Annotated in this window: 15 protein-coding genes; 9 read left to right on the top strand and 6 right to left on the bottom strand. The window is 49.9% G+C overall.

From position 1 onward, the window contains the following. Both ACFQ1C_RS11210 and yjjG read right to left on the bottom strand, forming a co-directional pair. Positions 1-471, bottom strand: a 471-nt coding sequence (locus ACFQ1C_RS11210) for a transposase domain-containing protein (protein WP_379558703.1), incomplete at its 3' end; no start/stop codon positions are given. Positions 472-874: 403 nt separating this feature from the next. After that, a complete protein-coding gene (yjjG, locus tag ACFQ1C_RS11205) occupies positions 875-1,549 on the bottom strand; it encodes a pyrimidine 5'-nucleotidase (protein ID WP_379558702.1) in 675 nt (224 codons plus the stop codon). Positions 1,550-1,738: 189 nt separating this feature from the next. Between yjjG and ACFQ1C_RS11200 the strand changes: the two genes are divergently transcribed. The 7 genes from ACFQ1C_RS11200 to cyoE all read left to right on the top strand — a co-directional run bounded on the left by ACFQ1C_RS11200 (position 1,739) and on the right by cyoE (position 8,268). Continuing rightward, the gene (locus ACFQ1C_RS11200; protein WP_379558701.1) at positions 1,739-2,347 is read left to right on the top strand and encodes a LysE family translocator; all 609 of its coding nucleotides are present in this window, start codon (positions 1,739-1,741) and stop codon (positions 2,345-2,347) included. A gap of 196 nt (positions 2,348-2,543) precedes the next feature. Then, complete coding sequence (locus ACFQ1C_RS11195; protein WP_379558700.1) at positions 2,544-2,948, top strand: hypothetical protein; 405 nt, start codon at positions 2,544-2,546, stop codon at positions 2,946-2,948. Between the two features lie 262 nt (positions 2,949-3,210). Beyond that, entirely contained in the window at positions 3,211-4,188 is a 978-nt protein-coding gene (cyoA, locus tag ACFQ1C_RS11190; protein WP_379558699.1) for a ubiquinol oxidase subunit II, read from the top strand. Then, on the top strand, positions 4,188-6,170 hold the full coding sequence (gene cyoB / locus ACFQ1C_RS11185) for a cytochrome o ubiquinol oxidase subunit I (RefSeq protein WP_379558698.1): 1,983 nt from the start codon (positions 4,188-4,190) through the stop codon (positions 6,168-6,170). Before cyoA ends, cyoB begins: the two co-directional genes overlap by 1 nt. Continuing rightward, positions 6,170-6,793 carry a cytochrome o ubiquinol oxidase subunit III gene (gene cyoC, locus ACFQ1C_RS11180; protein ID WP_379558697.1) on the top strand — a complete coding sequence of 208 codons (624 nt, stop codon included), beginning with the start codon at positions 6,170-6,172 and terminating at the stop codon, positions 6,791-6,793. Before cyoB ends, cyoC begins: the two co-directional genes overlap by 1 nt. After that, the gene (cyoD, locus tag ACFQ1C_RS11175) at positions 6,790-7,110 is read left to right on the top strand and encodes a cytochrome o ubiquinol oxidase subunit IV (RefSeq protein ID WP_379558696.1); all 321 of its coding nucleotides are present in this window, start codon (positions 6,790-6,792) and stop codon (positions 7,108-7,110) included. Before cyoC ends, cyoD begins: the two co-directional genes overlap by 4 nt. Before the next feature lie 270 nt (positions 7,111-7,380). Next, positions 7,381-8,268: a heme o synthase gene (gene cyoE / locus ACFQ1C_RS11170; RefSeq protein WP_379558695.1), complete on the top strand. Its 888-nt coding sequence runs from the start codon at positions 7,381-7,383 to the stop codon at positions 8,266-8,268. A gap of 89 nt (positions 8,269-8,357) precedes the next feature. Here the strand turns inward: cyoE and ACFQ1C_RS11165 are convergent, their stop codons facing one another. Continuing rightward, entirely contained in the window at positions 8,358-8,738 is a 381-nt protein-coding gene (locus tag ACFQ1C_RS11165; RefSeq protein WP_379558694.1) for a VOC family protein, read from the bottom strand. A 131-nt stretch (positions 8,739-8,869) separates the two neighbouring features. After that, positions 8,870-10,447: a BCCT family transporter gene (locus ACFQ1C_RS11160; protein ID WP_379558693.1), complete on the bottom strand. Its 1,578-nt coding sequence runs from the start codon at positions 10,445-10,447 to the stop codon at positions 8,870-8,872. A gap of 173 nt (positions 10,448-10,620) precedes the next feature. Here ACFQ1C_RS11160 and ACFQ1C_RS11155 point away from each other — a divergent pair, with 173 nt between their 5' ends. Next, on the top strand, positions 10,621-11,355 hold the full coding sequence (locus ACFQ1C_RS11155; RefSeq protein WP_379558692.1) for an endonuclease/exonuclease/phosphatase family protein: 735 nt from the start codon (positions 10,621-10,623) through the stop codon (positions 11,353-11,355). 87 nt (positions 11,356-11,442) lie between these two features. Here the strand turns inward: ACFQ1C_RS11155 and ACFQ1C_RS11150 are convergent, their stop codons facing one another. After that, a complete protein-coding gene (locus ACFQ1C_RS11150; protein ID WP_379558691.1) occupies positions 11,443-13,338 on the bottom strand; it encodes a TRAP transporter permease in 1,896 nt (631 codons plus the stop codon). Between the two features lie 5 nt (positions 13,339-13,343). Beyond that, positions 13,344-14,276 (bottom strand): TAXI family TRAP transporter solute-binding subunit, encoded by a 933-nt coding sequence (locus ACFQ1C_RS11145; RefSeq protein ID WP_379558690.1) that lies wholly within the window; start codon positions 14,274-14,276, stop codon positions 13,344-13,346. Positions 14,277-14,853: 577 nt separating this feature from the next. On the opposite strand from ACFQ1C_RS11145, the gene ACFQ1C_RS11140 reads away from it, so the two are divergent. Next, entirely contained in the window at positions 14,854-17,130 is a 2,277-nt protein-coding gene (locus tag ACFQ1C_RS11140; RefSeq protein WP_379558689.1) for a putative bifunctional diguanylate cyclase/phosphodiesterase, read from the top strand. Positions 17,131-17,262: the final 132 nt, after the last annotated feature.

Below are 17,262 nucleotides of genomic sequence, written 5' to 3'. Positions count from 1 at the left end.
CGTTTTACTGTGTTTAACGTAACCGAAGTGTTTGGCTAACTCGGGTGTATCCGCAGTGCGAAATTGCGTGCCGTCGACTGAATAAAGTCGAAGTCCATGCCAGGTATCCTTACCGTCTTCTTCTGCAATCCAACGCGCAGCCGTGAGGTTAAACAAGGCGGCTAATGGCTCGCTAGTCAGACGTTGTCTAGCTTGGGGAATGGCGCTGGGCGCGACGGACTCTCCCAGCTTATTGGTCAGTTGAAGATCTAACTTGTCCACCACATCACTAATTGAACGGTCACGAAATAATCCCATGGCGATAACCAGCCAGACTACCAGCTCGGCGGGGAGCTTTCGCCGCCTGACACTCGCTTTATCCGTTTGCTCTAGCGCGGTATGAATCCAGTCTAAAGGAAGGTGTTTGTGGAAGGTCGATAACGACTCAGGAACGGCAAATGTATCAGTGTCGAGTAACCAGTGAGCAAGCAAAAAAATACCCTCATACCATATGGTGATGAGGGTATTCTGACGCCGTATAAGGATCGGTCAACCGATCGCCAAAATTTCTTAACTGATCGGTGTTAGCCCACGGGCTGCCCTTTTTTATGCGTGTGCGGCGTAAATAGTGAGGCGTGAGGAGAAATGACAGCGCCGGGCGCCAAGCTAGCTCAGAATACCGCTCTTAGACTTTAGCCGTCATACTGGGCTCGCCCCAGTATCTCGCTTTTTAATGTTTTTCTTTAACTTACGGCTTACGGCTGCAGGCTTACCGCTCCCCGCAGGGGGCTGAGATCCTGACGTGCGTCAGGAAGACGGCTAAGGGACAACGCCGAGCGCCAAGCTTAACAAAAGATGGTGTGTGTATTGTCCGCTTCACTCTTCACCCTTCACATCACCCCAACAACAACTTATGTAATTGCTGCAATGAGCTGACTTCATAGTGGGGGCGTATGCCTTCGGGCGTGGGCTTGCCGGCACTATTGAGCCAGCAGGTATCAATACCGGCGTTAAGGCCGCCTAAAATATCCGAATGGGGGTTATCGCCGACCATCAAGATCTGCTCTTTGGGTGGGTGGCCCATTTTCTTAAAGGCATGCTCAAAAATAGCGGCGTCCGGTTTGGCCACGCCTACCTGTTCAGAAATTATCAGCGTATCAAATGCTTGCTGCCAACCGGCGCGGGCTAGGCGGGTGTGCTGCATAGACGTGAAGCCGTTGGTGATAATACCAAGCTTAGCTTTGCCGGTTAGTGCGGCGATTAACTCAAGCGCACCGGGCAGGGGCGGGCAAACTTCTGCCATAGCGGCCAGAAAGTCGCTATTTAACCGTTGAGTAGAAACTGCCAGCCGCTCGGCCCAACTCTTAAAGCGCTGATGTTGCAATTGTGCGGCGTTGATGGCGCCATTTTGATAGTTCACCCACAGTGGCGCACTTAAAGCCTGATAGTGCTGGTAGTCGACAGCCGTGAATTCAACGCCAAAAGTGGCGAACATGCGCGTTAACCCGGCAAAAGCATCGAAGTGAAATAAAGTTTCGTCGGCATCGAACAGGATCCATGAATAGCGCATAGCATGATTACTCCGGCGTTGTTGCGGTGCTAGTGAAAAAATAGCTAGTTTAGGGACTCTGGGCGCGTAAACACAACCACTAATAACCGATTAAAGATATTTATGCTGGCTTGGGCTTAATCGATTTTTGTTTTACAGTAAGCGCTTTTTAATGCAACTAATCCCATTAACGGCAACATGAGGCACACGATGGATCTTTCTAACTGGCTGGCGCTGGTCACCATTTGTACGGTCGGCGCCATGAGCCCAGGCCCCAGCCTTGCAGTGGTAATGCGTAACACCATGCGGGGCGGACAAAGCCATGGCGTGTTAACGGCACTCGGCCATGGTGCCGGTGTGGGCTTATACGCCTTAATGACGGCATTAGGGCTGGCGCTGATTATTGCTAACCATCCGTTGTTGTTTGATGTTATTCGTTATGGCGGCGCGGCTTTTCTGGCTTGGTTGGGCATTAAGGCCTTGCTGGCAAAAGCAAGCCCTGAGGGTGATACCACTGCCGTTCATCATATTGCTGGTCGGCAAGGAGCATTTGAAGGTTTTATGGTAGCGTTTTTAAACCCCCAGTTGGCCATCTTCTTTGTCGCGCTGTTTAGTCAGTTTGTGCATGCCGACACCGACTGGCAGCAAAGCAGTATTATGATGCTGACTGCCGGGGGAATAGACGCGGCTTGGTATGTGTTGGTCGCATTAGTGTTATCGCGAGGGCCGGTATTAGCATGGCTAAAAGCCAAGTCGATTTGGCTCGACAGGCTCAGTGGTATTGTGCTGTTAGCGCTGGCACTTAAAGTGGTGTGGTAAGTCAGATTACCTGGTTGTTTGTTAACCCGAGCCGGTGTTTTTGGTTGTGCGCTAGATCAAAGTTTGGTAGCCTAATAACGCAAATTAATGTGTTTTGTGAACAATAATTAGAACAACATTCGGAGCAATAAGATCCAATTCAGGGTCGATTCGTCTCTCATCATTGTTATCCGCTAGGACCAAACAGTTGAATCCAATGTCATATTTTACGCTTGCTGATAGCTGGCACGACTTAGCGTCGTTGTCACAAATCGGCTTGGATGGCGTGGGTATGATCAGTGTGGTGATGATGTTAGAAGTGATCAGTGAATGTCTATTATCCTGGACCGGTTTGTCTGGCGATGTGTTTGAATATCAAGCCCAGCTCAGCGACTTACTGCCATTTGAAACCATTAAAGCTATTATTCTTACTAGTTTGCTCGTCTTTATGCCCCTATTACTGCGGTGGTTATTACTGCTGTTGTATCTGCTGCTGCAATCGCTGCATTGGCCGCGCTTAACCTCCGTTAAGCCGAATTTTGACTCTCCACTCCCGCAATACTGTGTACTGCGCACCGCTCACGGTTGCCGCGCTCCCCCTTTGGCCCGCTCTGGGTTCTAACACTCTTTAGGTTCAATTGAGTTCTCTTGCTGATGCTTGCTACTGGTTATTTCCCAGTTAGTTAACGCAGTAAAGCCCTGTTGACGCCCGCATTTGAGTGTTTGCCCCATATTGGGTCTCCGTGTTGTTAGTGACTGCGTATTTGCCTTTTTTGGGCTCATGCTCCGCGAATTTTGCTCATTAATCTGCACGGATACCCCTCATGGTCTTGTCGCTTGGCGATAAGGTAATTCCTTAAGGAATAGGGGAAGGGTTCTTGTTTATGCAAAACCTAGTTATACAAAACCTGCTTGGTCGAAACCTGTTTAGTCGAAATAAAGTATTTCGACATCTAAAAACTGCGCTGTTTGCCGGTGCGAGCGCCATGTTGTTGGCCGGTTGCCAAGGCGGCGTACTTGATCCTAAGGGCCAAGTAGGCGTCGACGAAAAGCACCTGATCGTGGTTGCCACGCTCTTGATGTTAATTGTGGTGGTGCCGGTTATTTTTATGACGCTGTTTTTCGCGTGGAAATATCGCGAAGGCCGCACTCAGGAAATCTATGCGCCTAAGTGGTCGCACTCCACCAAAATCGAGTTAGTGGTGTGGATTATTCCTATCATTATCGTGGTTATTTTAGGCGTCATTACCTGGCGTTCTACTCATGATCTGGACCCTTACAAGCCGCTGGTGCATGAGAAAGATCACATCACAGTGGAAGTGGTCTCACTGAACTGGAAGTGGTTGTTTATCTATCCAGAGCAGGGTGTGGCTTCGGTGAATGAGTTGGCGTTTCCGACCGATGTACCGGTGGAATTTAAGATAACGTCTGACACCACCATGAACTCGTTTTTCATTCCGCAACTCGGCGGCCAGATTTACTCCATGGCCGGTATGGAAACCAAACTGCACTTAATTGCCAATGAAGCAGGCACCTACGACGGCTACTCCGCCAACTACAGCGGCGAAGGCTTCACCGGTATGCAGTTTAAAGCCATAGCCACGCCAGATGAGGCCGGTTTTGATGCCTGGGTAAACAAGCTCAAACAAGCACCTGACAGCCTGAGTCCTGCTACATATAAGCAACTAGCCAAACAGAGTGAAAATAATCCGGTGCACTATTACGGCCAGGTTAGTTCAGACATGTTCCACCACATCTTGCATCAATTTATGCACGGCCATCACGGCAGCGAACAGGCTGCAAATGATGCCCCCGCTATGCACGCTATGAACGATGAGATGACCATGGAGACTGAAAAATAATGTCCTTACTAGGAAAACTCACATTAGACGCCGTGCCGTATCATGAGCCAATTATCATGATTACGCTGAGCGTGGTGGCAATAGCCGCCATGGTGATTGCCTTTTTGGTAACCAAATATAAGAAATGGACCGTATTGTGGCGCGACTGGATCACCTCGGTGGACCATAAGCGTTTAGGTATTATGTATATCATTCTGGCGTTCGTGATGTTGGTGCGCGGCTTTGCCGATGCCCTCATGATGCGGGCCCAATTAGCGCTATCGACCAATGGTGCCGATGGCTACTTGCCGCCTGAGCATTACGACCAAATCTTCACCGCCCACGGTGTCATCATGATCATCTTTATGGCCATGCCATTTATGATTGGTTTGATGAACATAGTGGTGCCGTTGCAGATTGGTGCTCGCGATGTAGCCTTTCCGTTTTTGAACAACCTCAGCTTCTGGCTGGCGGTGTCCGGTGCGGTACTGGTGAATCTGTCACTGGGTTTGGGCGAATTCGCCAAAACCGGTTGGGTGGCGTATCCGCCGCTGTCCGAGATGGACTTTAGTCCAGGCGTGGGGGTGGACTATTACCTGTGGGCCTTACAGATCTCGGGGATAGGCACCTTGCTGACCGGGGTGAACTTCTTGGTCACCGTATTCAAGATGCGCACCCCTGGCATGAAGCTGATGCAAATGCCGATTTTCACTTGGACCTGTACTTGGGCCAATATCCTGATAGTGGCGTCGTTTCCAATATTGACCGCTGTGCTGGGTATGTTGACGCTAGACCGTTATTTGGACTTCCACTTCTTCACCAATGAAGGCGGTGGTAATGCCATGATGTACATCAACCTGTTCTGGGCTTGGGGTCATCCCGAGGTGTATATCTTAGTGTTGCCAGCATTCGGTATTTTTTCGGAAATCATCTCTACCTTTACCGGTAAGCGTTTGTTTGGTTACACCTCCATGGTTTATGCCAGCGGTGCCATTTCGATCTTGGGCTTTGTGGTGTGGCTGCATCACTTCTTTACCATGGGCTCCAGCGCCAACGTCAATGCCTTCTTTGGCGTGATGACCATGATTATCGCGGTGCCCACCGGGGTTAAGCTGTTTAACTGGTTGTTCACTATTTATCGTGGCCGGTTGCGCATGACGGTGCCTGTGTTGTGGACCTTGGGCTTTATGACCACCTTTACCATTGGTGGTATGACCGGCGTATTGCTGGCCTTGCCCGGTGCCGACTTTGTACTGCATAACAGTCTGTTTTTGATTGCGCATTTTCATAACACCATTATTGGTGGTGCCGTGTTTGGCTATTTAGCCGGTTTTGCCTTCTGGTTCCCGAAAGCCATGGGTTTCCACTTGGATGAAAAGCTGGGCAAGATTTCCTTCTGGTGCTGGCAGATTGGTTTCTACGTGGCCTTTATGCCGCTATACGTGCTGGGCTTTTTGGGCATGACTCGTCGTTTGAACCATACCGATAATCCTGCTTGGAACTTCTGGCTCTATCTGGCCGCTGTGGGTGCGGTGTTTATTCTGGTGGGCATAGCCGTGCAGTTTTATCAGCTGTACAAAGCGTTCCGTGATCGCGAGCTAAACCCTGACTTGACCGGTGACCCTTGGAATGGTCATACCCTTGAATGGTCTACCTCTTCACCGCCGCAGTTTTATAACTTTGCCGAGCTGCCAATGGTGGAAGACATAGACGCCTTCACCGACATGAAAGAAAAAGGCACCGCCTATCAGGCACAAGCTCACTATCAACCGATCCATATGCCGAAAAATACCAGTACCGGTGTGCTGATTGCTGCAGCGATTACTGCCGCGGGCTTTGGCGCTATTTGGCATATTTGGTGGTTAGTGATTGCGAGTCTGGTGGCCAGTTTCGTTATTTTCTTGTGCCGCGCCTATGACAATGACACCGACTATTACGTACAGCCCGATGAGGTTAGCGCCATCGAGTCTGCGCATATACGTAGCCAAATCAAGGAGGCCTGATGCAAGCCGTAGCGATTGATCACACCCAAGTGCAGCAACAAGAGCACTCACATGAGCATCACGACACCAGCGGCAATACGTTGTTTGGGTTTTGGCTCTATTTAATGACCGACTGTTTGTTGTTTGCCTCGGTGTTTGCCACCTATGCGGTGTTGTATATGAACACCGCCGGTGGCCCGTCTGGCAAAGACTTGTTCGACTTAAACTTTGTACTGGTGGAAACCGGCGTCTTGTTGGTCAGCAGTATTACCTACGGCTTTGCCATGTTGGCTGGTCATCACCATAAGCGCGGCTTAACGCTGTTGTGGTTATTGGTGACCTTCACGCTGGGCGCCACCTTTATTGGCATGGAGGTGTATGAGTTTCAACACCTGATCGCCGAAGGTGCGGGCCCAAGCCGCAGCGCCTTCTTGAGTGCTTTCTTTACCTTAGTTGGTATGCACGGCTTGCACGTGACTGCCGGTTTGGTGTGGATGGCCATCTTGATGATAGAGCTGATTGCTAAAGGCACTACGCCACGCACCTTGACGCGTTTAAGCTGCCTGAGCATGTTCTGGCACTTTCTTGATGTGGTGTGGATTTGTGTATTTACCGTGGTCTATTTATTAGGGGCAATGGCATGAGTAATCATCATGATACGGCGGCGGATCACGGCAGTGTATCTTCTTACTTAACAGGCTTTGTGCTGTCGATTTTGTTAACCGCCATTCCATTTTGGGCGGTAATGACCGGGCAAATGAGTAAAAGCCAAACGTTGTTGTTGGTGGTGGGTTTGGCGATAGTACAAATCTTTGTCCACCTTAAGTACTTCTTGCACCTGAGCTTTAAGCTCAACAGCCGCGCCAATACGGTGGCGTTCGTGTTCTCCGCCTTGATTATTATCATGGTGGTGGGCTTGTCGGTGTGGATTATCATTAGCGCTAACGAAATGATGATGTAACCAAAAGAGGATAAGTAGAGTCAGCCAAAGGGTTCACTCCTCCGACACGCCATAAACCCATCCCTGGGGGCTCGGACATGCTATCTGACCGCCAAGGATGGCGGAAATACCGAAATGGCAGGAGCATTTTTCGGTGCTGGCATGTCACGGTCGGTGGAGTAAATCCCTTTGGCTTCCTTGCTGATCCGAGAGTTATTTGCTCTAGGCATTTAAGGTGCCGAAGCAATAAGCTGTTTATGCAACGGGGTAGTTAATCCCAAGGGGCTTTTTATGATTCGGCCTTATCTTAAGGTAACCAAGCCAGGCATCATCATGGGTAACTTGATATCGGTAGCGGGGGGCTTTTTTATGGCAGCCCGCGGCGATATCGACTGGTCGCTAATGTGGGCCACCGTGCTGGGATTGTCGCTGGTGGTCGCTTCTGGCTGCGCCATCAATAACTGTATCGACCGCGATATAGATGTGCATATGCGCCGCACCCGTAACCGAGTAACGGTCACCGGTGAGTTATCCGGCCGTGCGGCGTTAATTTATGGTTTGGTACTGGGTGTGCTGGGCTTTGCGATACTGGCGGTGCGAACCAATGAGGTTGCGGTTGGGTTTGCCGCCTTCGGTTATGCGGTTTATGTGGGGCTATATAGCCTTTGGATGAAGCGCAAATCAGTGTATGGCACCTTAGTTGGTAGCCTGTCAGGCGCAGTGCCGCCAGTGGTGGGTTACTGCGCCGTTACCGGCCAGTTCGACGCCGGTGCCGCCATTTTGCTGCTGATATTTAGCTTATGGCAGATGCCGCATTCTTACGCTATCGCCATTTTTCGTTACGACGATTATGCGGCGGCCAACATTCCTGTGTTGCCGGTGGCCGAGAGTATCGCCAAGGCCAAGCGCCAAATCGTGCTGTATATCGCGGTGTTTTGCTTAGTCACCACGTTATTGCCGCTCAATGGTTATACCGGTCTGACCTTTATGGCCGTGTCGTGTGCTACCAGTTTATGGTGGCTGGCGATGGCTTTTAACGGCTATCGCCGCGGTGCAGAAGAACAGGGCTGGGCACGCCGCGTGTTTGTGTTGTCCATTATTACCATTACCGCGATTAGCGTGACCATGGCGCTGGATTTTAGAGCCGTTCCCGATGCCTTATTGGTGTTGAACCACTAGGGTCAGCAGGCCCTACTTTTCCATGTTTCTCCCTTTGGCCAAAGTAGTTCATCCAACTGCTTTGGCCTTTTTTGTGAGTGACTCATTATTTAGCGCATGGAATGCAGGCCGATCATATTGCTCTCGGTATCTACAACTAGCGCAATAAAGCCGTAAGGGCCAATAGCAAACTTTTCCCGCATTACTTGGCCGCCATTGGCCTGTACTCGACTCGCCTGTTCGGCACAGTCATCACAACTAAAATACACCAAAGTGCCACCACCGCCCGGTGATATGCCATCCATCTTAACGAGGGCTCCGCTGGCACCACAGGCGTTGTCTTCGCCTGGAAACATCCACATCTCGGGCCAATCTTCGGCCATTTTGTCTGCGGGCTCTAGGGTCACGCCCAGCACCGCCTCGTAGAATTTACGCGCCCGCGCCATCTCGGCCACATAAATTTCAAACCACACTACTGAGTTCGTTTTCATGATGCTTGCTCCTCCGTTGTTGTGTGTATTAATTATAGTCGGGCAAAGTTATGGACAATAAAAAACGCCGAAGCGGTTAGGCTTCGGCGTTGTTATTATCGAGCTAAATTAGCAGTTAATTGCAGAACTGCTTACGGTAGTTTAGCGTCTCTGGCGGGATCTTCCCGCTCTTCGTGACGGTCTTTATGCGGAACAATACCTTGCTCATACGCCATAATGTGAGCGACTTTCGGGCCAGTCCAGAGCACGGGTAACAAGAGTAGCGATACCGGTGCTGCGGTGATCACAATAAAGGATTGCAGGGCGTTAATGCCCCCTTCACCCATGCGTAATAACACGGCGGCTACTAAACCCATGGTAAGCGCCCAAAAGATACGGTCGCGGGTACGTGGCGTGTGATCACCACTAATGGCCATGGCAATTGCGTACGCCATGGAGTCACCTGTGGTGGCTACGAAGATCACGGTGAGCACCAAGAAGGCCGGTACCATAAACTCAGCGAAGGGCAGTTGTTGGGTAATGCCCAATAACGCTGCGGGTAAGCCACCTGCGGCTAATGGCTCAGAAATCAGCCCTGCTGTGGTTTCTTCATAAAAGATACCGGCACCCCCTAGGGTAGCAAACCAGAAGTTAGTGACTAACGGCGCCATAATGGCTACCGCTACCACTAATTCACGCAGGGTACGGCCACGAGAAATACGGGCAATAAACAGCGCCATCATTGGGCCATAACCAATAAACCAACCCCAGAAGAACAAGGTCCACCAGCCCATCCAGTCACCTTCAGGGCGAGTAAGTGCCATGGGCATAAAGTCTTTAAGGTAAAGACCCATACCATTAAGGAAGGAATCAATAATGAAACCGCCCGGGCCGAACAATAAAATGATGGCAATTAAGATAAGCGCTAACACCACGTTGGCACTAGATAGCCACTGAATGCCTTTTTCTATACCGGTAGAGGCTGAAATGGTATAAATCAACACCAAGCCGCCAAGAATGGCTAACTGCAAGGTATAGTTATTTTCCCAGCCCAGCAGCGCTTCAAAACTAAAGCCTAACTGCGTGGCCAAAAAGCCAATGGGACCAATAGTACCGGCGGCTACTGCAATAATAGATACCACATCAGCAACGGTCCCTAACCAATGCGTTTCTACTTTTTTACCCAAAATAGGATACAGCAGGGTGCGCGGGCGCATCGCCAAGCCTCGGTCGTAGTGCGCATGCACCACCACTAATGCCGACAAAGTACCTAGTGCGGCCCAGGCCATAAAGCCCCAATGCATAAAGCTTTGTGCAAGACCTGCAGATATAGCAGAAATGCCAACGGACGCTTCTGCAAACACCGGAGGGGTGCTTAAGTAGTGGTACATAGGCTCGGCGGCAGACCAAAACACCCCGCCGCCAGCCAGCAGGGTACACATAATGACGGCCAGCCAGCGAAAGGTGGAACTGTCGGGGCTAACGTGACCACCTAACCGTATATCACCGTAGCGAGTAAAGCCCAGCACGAGGGCAATCACTAAGTTAGCCAGCATCCAGACTTGCCACAAGGGGCCAAACACACCTATAACCCAAGAAAAACTGATGTTAATCCATTGGGTCATCTGTTGTAGGTCAATAAGGGCGAGTATTACGAAGAGGAGAAGGAAGCCACCACTTAGGCCGGCCACGAGACGTTTGTCGTTCGTTCGGGGTTTAGAAGATTTCATCAATTCACTTTGTTCAATGTATGAACGCACCAATTATACACAAATAGTGCTAACAATTAAAACAGAATGAAAAAACAACACTAAATGGTGGTTTCTTAGGGGGAAGCAGCGAGAAATTTTGCTGGTGCTTCTGTTAAGATAAATACTCTTTAATTTTAGGACAGGATATTTTTATGCTTCGTCCTCGAGTGGCGCCTCATCAGTTGATTCATCAGCATCAGCCTCTAGATGATGATGAGCTGGGCATTATGTGTTGGAACACGCAAAAGCTAACTCTAAGCCCAGAGTTTCAGTTGTGTTTAACGCAGTTATTGGTGCAATTTCCTACACGGTTATTGTTATTGCAAGAGGCTAAGTTGGCGCTAAGTCAGCGACTGCAGTTAGACGGCTGGTCGTATGCGGTCTCCCCTAATATTCAAACCCCCACTCATTTATTTGGCGTACTCACCGCCGGCCAATGTGCTTTTGACGACATTACGGCCGTATTAAGCCAAGGTCGCGAGCTCACCTTTGCTACTCACAAGAGCCAGGTTATTACTCATCATCCGCTGCAGAGTGGCGACACTTTGTTGGTGGCTAATATTCACGCGATTAACTTTGTGCGTCACGGCCAGTTTCATCATGAAATATCCGTATTACGCCAAGTACTGCTACAACATCAAGGCCCCTTGATTGTAGCGGGCGACTTTAATGTGTGGAGCCGCTCGCGACGCTTATATTTAGCACAGTTTTGTCGAGCGATGGGGCTAAAAAGAGCGGCCATGGAAGATGCGAAATATATTAAAGCCTATCGTAAGCAGCCCTTAGATTTTATTTTTTATCGGGATTTAAAGCTGCGCTCAGCCATCGCCATCAACACCCCCACCGTCTCGGATCACAATCCCATTTACGCGCAATTTTCCCGTTAATAGATGAGCTCCCTGATATCAGAATAAGGCAGGCAAAAAAATACCGGGCACGGAGCCCGGTATGCTTGAGGTGTTACTTATTCAATATCAAATTTTTACCGGATCACTGCCTCTTTTCCAGTCCCACAGCGCAATCAGCGCCAGAGCACCCAAGGCGCTGAGCCGCACCACCGGGCTTTCGACCAGCATCAGGGCGGCGATAATCAGCAGCAGACCTCGGGCCAGCAAATTAAGCTGATTGAAAAGACGAGCTTCCACCCCGCAGGCAAAAGCAATAATCAGCCCCAGAGTCGCTAGAATAGCCACCACAAATTGGAACGCGGTGTCATCGGCCTGCCACAGTAGGCCGGAGTAGGCCATCATCAGCGGGATAATGAAAAAGCCAAAGGCGAGCTTAAATGCTTGCACCGCAGACTTCATTGGTGAGGCTCCGGCAATACCGGCACCAGCAAAGGCGGCTAAGGCAATGGGCGGAGTCACGTTAGAGGTTTGCGACAGCCAAAACACAATTAGGTGAGCGGTGAGTACCGGCAGGCCGAACTCGTTAAGAGCAGGCACAGCCATCACCGACAGCACGATATAGGCGGCAGTGACTGGTAAGCCCATGCCCAACACCACGGCGGCCAGAGCAATCAGAATAAATGCCCCCCACAGGTAGCCACCGGAGAGGGAGATTAGCGCCTGAGTAAACTGCAGGCCAATACCGGTTTGCCCCACCACACCCACCACAATACCGGCGGTGGCACAGGCGGCACTGATTGGTAATATCATCAGCGCACCATCGCGTAAACCGGCCAATATGGCGGAAAAGGGAACCCAAGTTTTGCGGCGACTAAACGCGGCCACCACAATCGCCAAACAGCCAGCCAAGCCAACCAGTACCGGGGAGTAGCTCATCAGCAGCAGCACGGTGATCATCACCAGCGGCAGCAGATAGTGCCAGCCTTGTTTGACCACCACTGCAATTTTTTCTACGTTATCCATACCTTTAAGGCCGAGCTTACAGGCCATTAAATGCACATAGAGCAAGGTACAAAAGAAGTAGAGAATGGCCGGTGCAATAGAGACCAGTAATATTTCTGCATAAGGCAGGCCGGTAAACTGCGCCATAACAAAGGCACCGGCTCCCATTACGGGGGGCATAATCTGCCCGCCGGTAGACGCCGCCGCTTCAATACCCGCCGCTTGCTCGGGTTTGTAGCCTAGCTTTTTCATCATGGGGATAGTTAATGCCCCCGTGGTGACCGTGTTGGCAATGGCCGAGCCAGAAATTGACCCTAATGCCGCCGAGGCCAGTACAGAAGCTTTAGCGGGGCCACCGCGATAGCGGCCAGCTATAGCAAAGGCACAGTCGATAAAAAATTGACCTGCTCCTGTTACTTGTAGCAAGGCGCCAAATAACACGAATACAAATACCACGCCGGCAGAGATGGCCAATGGCGCACCAAATACACCATTAGTAGAAAAAATATGGAAGCGAATAATTTCTTGTAAATCAAAGCCTTTACTAGCGAAATCGTCGGGCAGCACATTGCCCAGCATGGCATAAACTAAAAATACAATTGCAATGCAGCTCATCACCCAACCAACGGTACGACGAGTCGCCTCCAGCAATAGCGCAATCAGTATCACACCGGCGTAAAGGTCGACGGTACCCAACCCATCGAATAAGAAACTTAAATCGTTATAATCAAAATTAGTGAGACGAAAGCCAATCCATGCGCTTATTGCGGCAAAGGCAAAGTCCAGAAACCGTCCTGTTCGATATAAAGAGGGAGGAGCGGTACGAGAAAAGGTGGGGTTGACCAGAAATACCAATACCAGTACCCAGCTTAAATGCAGTGGCAGAAAAACCGGTGCCGATAGCTCGGCAGCAAGGCCATGCCAGATCTGAAAAAGTGTTAGGGCCAGCGCAATGGCGCCGATGAGATAATCGAACCCGCCCAAGCGGGCGGGTTCGTTGCTTAAGGAAGGCTGTTGCATTGTGCTTAGTTGCCTTTTTTCTCATTCATGAAAGCCTGAGCACTTTCGTGCAGCGGCACGCCCTGTAAGCGATCCATGTTTTCTACCGTGGTGTTCTTGGCATCGGAAATTACCTTTTGAATCTTGCCCATGTCATCAAATGCCGTTTCAAGCATCTGGCTTGCTAAGGCTGGGTCTAAGTCTTTCTTAACCACTAACACGTTCCACACCACAGGCGCGGTAAAAGCGGGCACCTTGTTATAAGTGTCGGCGGGAATTTCCATGCCCGAATAAGCAGGCAGGGCGGCATTGATCTTGTTCAGGTCATCTTCGCTAAAAGACAATATGCGTATATTACGAGTGAGCGCGAGTTCGGTAATGGCACCCACACCGGCACTGCCAATAATCACGCCCGCATCAATTTGGCCATTCGATAACGCTTCTGTGGTCGCTGTGTAGTTGAGGCTTTGTGCTTTGAAATCACCTTCGTTAATACCAAGCGCCTTTAAAATATTGGTAGAACCCACTCGCGTGCCTGAGCCAGGTGCACCGACAGAGACCTTTTTGCCTTTCAAATCGCTGACCGAATGAATATCGGAGTCGGCGGGTACCATAAACTGCACCACGTTAGGGTAGAGGGCGAATAATACCGAGATATCCATGGGTTGTTTGAAAGGGGCTTCCCCCTTAGCGGCGGCCAGCACGGAGTCACCCATGGCGATACCGACCAGCTGCTGACCCGAAGCGACCTTAATAATATTTTCTACTGAAGCGGCGGTCACTTCGGCGCGCATATTAAAGCCGTCGATGTTTTGGCTCCAAGTTTGAGCCAGCATACCGCCCAATGGGTAGTAGGTGCCACTTTGGCTGCCGGTACCAATAGTGTAATTAGCGGCAGTTGCAGGTAGAGCAATGGCGAGGGAGGCGGCAAGCAAGGCGCGCTTCAACCAAAGAGACATAGCATATTCCTTATATTTGATATCAACAGGCCCCTATGAACAACAGAGCCGAACGTGTTAGCAGTTAGCAAGATGTTAGTTTAGTGCAATTTTAGATACCTACAAGACTATTTATCTTTGTAGAGAGACTGTGTGTCAATAATATGATGTTAAGCTAATAAAGATAACAAAATCATAAAATTATCGGCAGATATTCGTTTTTATTTTTGTTATAAATGTATTTTTAGCGACAATTATGTAACAACAAGCGATAGTCGGTATTACTACTAGGTTAAATGATTGAACAATCAAATTTTTATGTTACAAGTAAGCATGATCATGCTAGGCATTGCCGTAATTGCTTACTTGAAGACAATTGAGTTATTTAATACTGCGCTATTAAAATATTCATTAGAGCCTTAATTCTCGTGGCAACCCATGCCGAGTAAATGAATAATATGGTGAGCTTGTGAATGTTAAATGGGGCTTGCTCTGGAGCAAAACGGGTCTGTGGTAAGCATGTTTATATGCTCGGCTGTTATCTGCATTATTACCCTATTTGTGTACCGTATCGTTCAGGACCCAGGGAGCCTTACTCTTGATTATCCATTTTGTTGAACATTCTGCCTTGTTGTTGGCACTGTGTTGGCTGATGACGCTGAATTCTTGTTGCTGGGATCGTAATGACAATATTGCGAAGCTTACCAGTGGGGTGCTGTTTGGTATTACGTGTGTCGTTGGCATGCTAATAGCAATCGAGCTGAATAGTGGCTGGGTATTTGATGCTCGCAGTGTGATTTTGAGCATAGCCGCATTTGTCGGCGGTCCACTGGTGGCTGGCGTAGCTGGCTTGATGGCGGGCGGTTATCGCATTTGGCTGGGCGGCGCTGGCACGAGCGGGGGGCTTATGGTTATCGCCCTGTCTATGATGTTGGGGTTGATCTATCGCTATTTACATCAACGGGGCAAGGTCGGTAATGGGCTGTTTGCATTGTTCTGTTTCGGTTTTTTAGTACATGCCGCCGTGTTGTTGCACTTTTTTCTGCTGCCGGTACCCCATAGTACTGCTATGGCGCTGCAAGCGGGCGTGCCCATGCTGTTAGTCATGCCGCTAACCACAGTGTGTTTAGGTTGGATGCTTAACGATATTAAACGGCGCAACCACAGTGAACGAGAGCTGCGTATTGCCGCAACCGCCTTTGAAGTTCGGCAAGGCCTGCTGGTGGCGGATAAAAATAGCTGTATTTTAAGGGTCAACCGTACCTTTAGTGATATCACCGGTTACCACTCCGACGAAGTGGTGGGTGAGCATACCAGCCTGTTCAGATCTGGGCGTCATGACGCCGACTTCTATCAGACGATACAGCAGCAGCTGATGGCGGAAGGACGTTGGCAGGGAGAAATCTGGAATCGACGCAAAAATGGAGACATCTATCCAGAGTGGCTGTCAGTCAGTGTGGTACGTAATGCCCAAAGCGAGATCACCCATTATGTGTCTTCAATGGAGGATATTACCGAGCGCAAGAATGCCGAGGCGCGCATTCGGGATCTGGCTTTCTTTGATGCACTAACCGGCCTACCCAACCGTAGTTTGTTGCTTGACCGTGTTCAGCACGCCATGGACTCGTCAACTCGCAGCAGTCGCTATGCCGCCTTATTGTTTCTGGATCTTGACGGCTTTAAGAGCATTAACGACTTACATGGCCATAACACTGGTGATCAGATGCTGTGTCAGATTGCTACTCGCCTTAGCGACGCCCTGTATTCTAGTGATACGATGGCGCGCTTGGGGGCCGACGAATTTGTGATTTTAATCGAGAACCTCAGCATCGAGCACCAGTATGCCGCCGATCGAGTCGAGCAATATGCCATGCGGATGAAGTACTTATTAGGCAAGCCCTATCAGATAGCAGAGCTCGAGCTGCACCGCGGTGCCAGCATTGGCATTACCTTGTTTAACAATGCCAGCAGTTCAGCCGATGAACTACTGCAGCAGGCCGAGATGGCGATGCATCAGGCTAAGACGTCAGGCAGACAGAGTATTCGCTTCTTTGACCCTGCGATGCAGGAGGCTGTTAGCACGCGGATGCTGCTGGAAGAAGATATTCGGCGAGGGCTGCAAGCTGAGGAGTTTATTCCTTATCTGCAGCCACAGCTAAACGAGATAGGCCAAGTGATTGGCGCAGAAGTGTTGGCTCGTTGGCAGCATCCTCAACGAGGCCTGCTTGCTCCTGGCTACTTTATTGAGGTGGCAGAGCAGGCCGAGCTGATTGAACAAATAGATCTACAGATGTTACGTCAAGCCAGCGATCAGTTAGCCTTATGGCAACGAGCGCCGGCCACGGCTTCGCTTAGCTTGGCGGTTAACCTGAGTGCTCGGTTGCTGTATCAACCCGATTTTGTGACCACACTACTGCAGTTTTTGGCGGAGTCGGGTGCCGACCCGTATCGGTTGAAGTTGGAGCTAACTGAAACCATGTTATTTGATGATATGTCGATAGCCATAGCCCGTATGCTTGAACTCCGAGAGCACGGTATTCGCTTCTCAATAGACGACTTTGGCACTGGTTACTCATCGTTAGCTTACTTACAGAAGCTGCCGCTGGATCAGTTGAAAATCGACCAATCTTTTGTACGCGAGCTGCCAGAAAACAGCAGCTTAGCGATTATTAAGGCCATTTGTGCATTGGCCGACAGTTTGCAGCTAGAAGTGATAGCCGAAGGCGTAGAAACCGAACAGCAATATCATCAGTTATTGGATTTAGACTGTCGGCATTTTCAGGGTTACTTGTTTGGTCGGCCTATGCCGCTAGAACAGTTTGAGCATTGGCTAATCACCAATCAAGCAACCTGCCCACTGCGCTTGCCTCTGTAAGTTAACGGAGGTTAAGTGAGGCAGTTAAGTCATCTTTCTTCGCTCAAACTAGCGCGAGATGCCGTCTTTTGTGGCAACTTATTCGCCACGGTCTGTGTTTAAGTACAAATCCATTCTGCTGCGCAGAACCGG

Origin of the sequence: Oceanisphaera ostreae (assembly GCF_042676125.1) — a bacterium.
GTDB classification, from domain to species: domain Bacteria; phylum Pseudomonadota; class Gammaproteobacteria; order Enterobacterales; family Aeromonadaceae; genus Oceanimonas; species Oceanimonas ostreae.
This window is presented reverse-complemented; position numbering and strand designations above follow the sequence as displayed.

Excerpts from the sequence above, each read along its gene's own strand:
- yjjG (WP_379558702.1), bottom strand. The coding sequence starts at position 1,549 with ATGCGCTATTCATGGATCCTGTTCGATGCCGACGAAACTTTATTTCAC.
- ACFQ1C_RS11200 (WP_379558701.1), top strand. The coding sequence starts at position 1,739 with ATGGATCTTTCTAACTGGCTGGCGCTGGTCACCATTTGTACGGTCGGC.
- ACFQ1C_RS11195 (WP_379558700.1), top strand. The coding sequence starts at position 2,544 with ATGTCATATTTTACGCTTGCTGATAGCTGGCACGACTTAGCGTCGTTG.
- cyoA (WP_379558699.1), top strand. The coding sequence starts at position 3,211 with ATGCAAAACCTAGTTATACAAAACCTGCTTGGTCGAAACCTGTTTAGT.
- cyoB (WP_379558698.1), top strand. The coding sequence starts at position 4,188 with ATGTCCTTACTAGGAAAACTCACATTAGACGCCGTGCCGTATCATGAG.
- cyoC (WP_379558697.1), top strand. The coding sequence starts at position 6,170 with ATGCAAGCCGTAGCGATTGATCACACCCAAGTGCAGCAACAAGAGCAC.
- cyoD (WP_379558696.1), top strand. The coding sequence starts at position 6,790 with ATGAGTAATCATCATGATACGGCGGCGGATCACGGCAGTGTATCTTCT.
- cyoE (WP_379558695.1), top strand. The coding sequence starts at position 7,381 with ATGATTCGGCCTTATCTTAAGGTAACCAAGCCAGGCATCATCATGGGT.
- ACFQ1C_RS11165 (WP_379558694.1), bottom strand. The coding sequence starts at position 8,738 with ATGAAAACGAACTCAGTAGTGTGGTTTGAAATTTATGTGGCCGAGATG.
- ACFQ1C_RS11160 (WP_379558693.1), bottom strand. The coding sequence starts at position 10,447 with ATGAAATCTTCTAAACCCCGAACGAACGACAAACGTCTCGTGGCCGGC.
- ACFQ1C_RS11155 (WP_379558692.1), top strand. The coding sequence starts at position 10,621 with ATGCTTCGTCCTCGAGTGGCGCCTCATCAGTTGATTCATCAGCATCAG.
- ACFQ1C_RS11150 (WP_379558691.1), bottom strand. The coding sequence starts at position 13,338 with ATGCAACAGCCTTCCTTAAGCAACGAACCCGCCCGCTTGGGCGGGTTC.
- ACFQ1C_RS11145 (WP_379558690.1), bottom strand. The coding sequence starts at position 14,276 with ATGTCTCTTTGGTTGAAGCGCGCCTTGCTTGCCGCCTCCCTCGCCATT.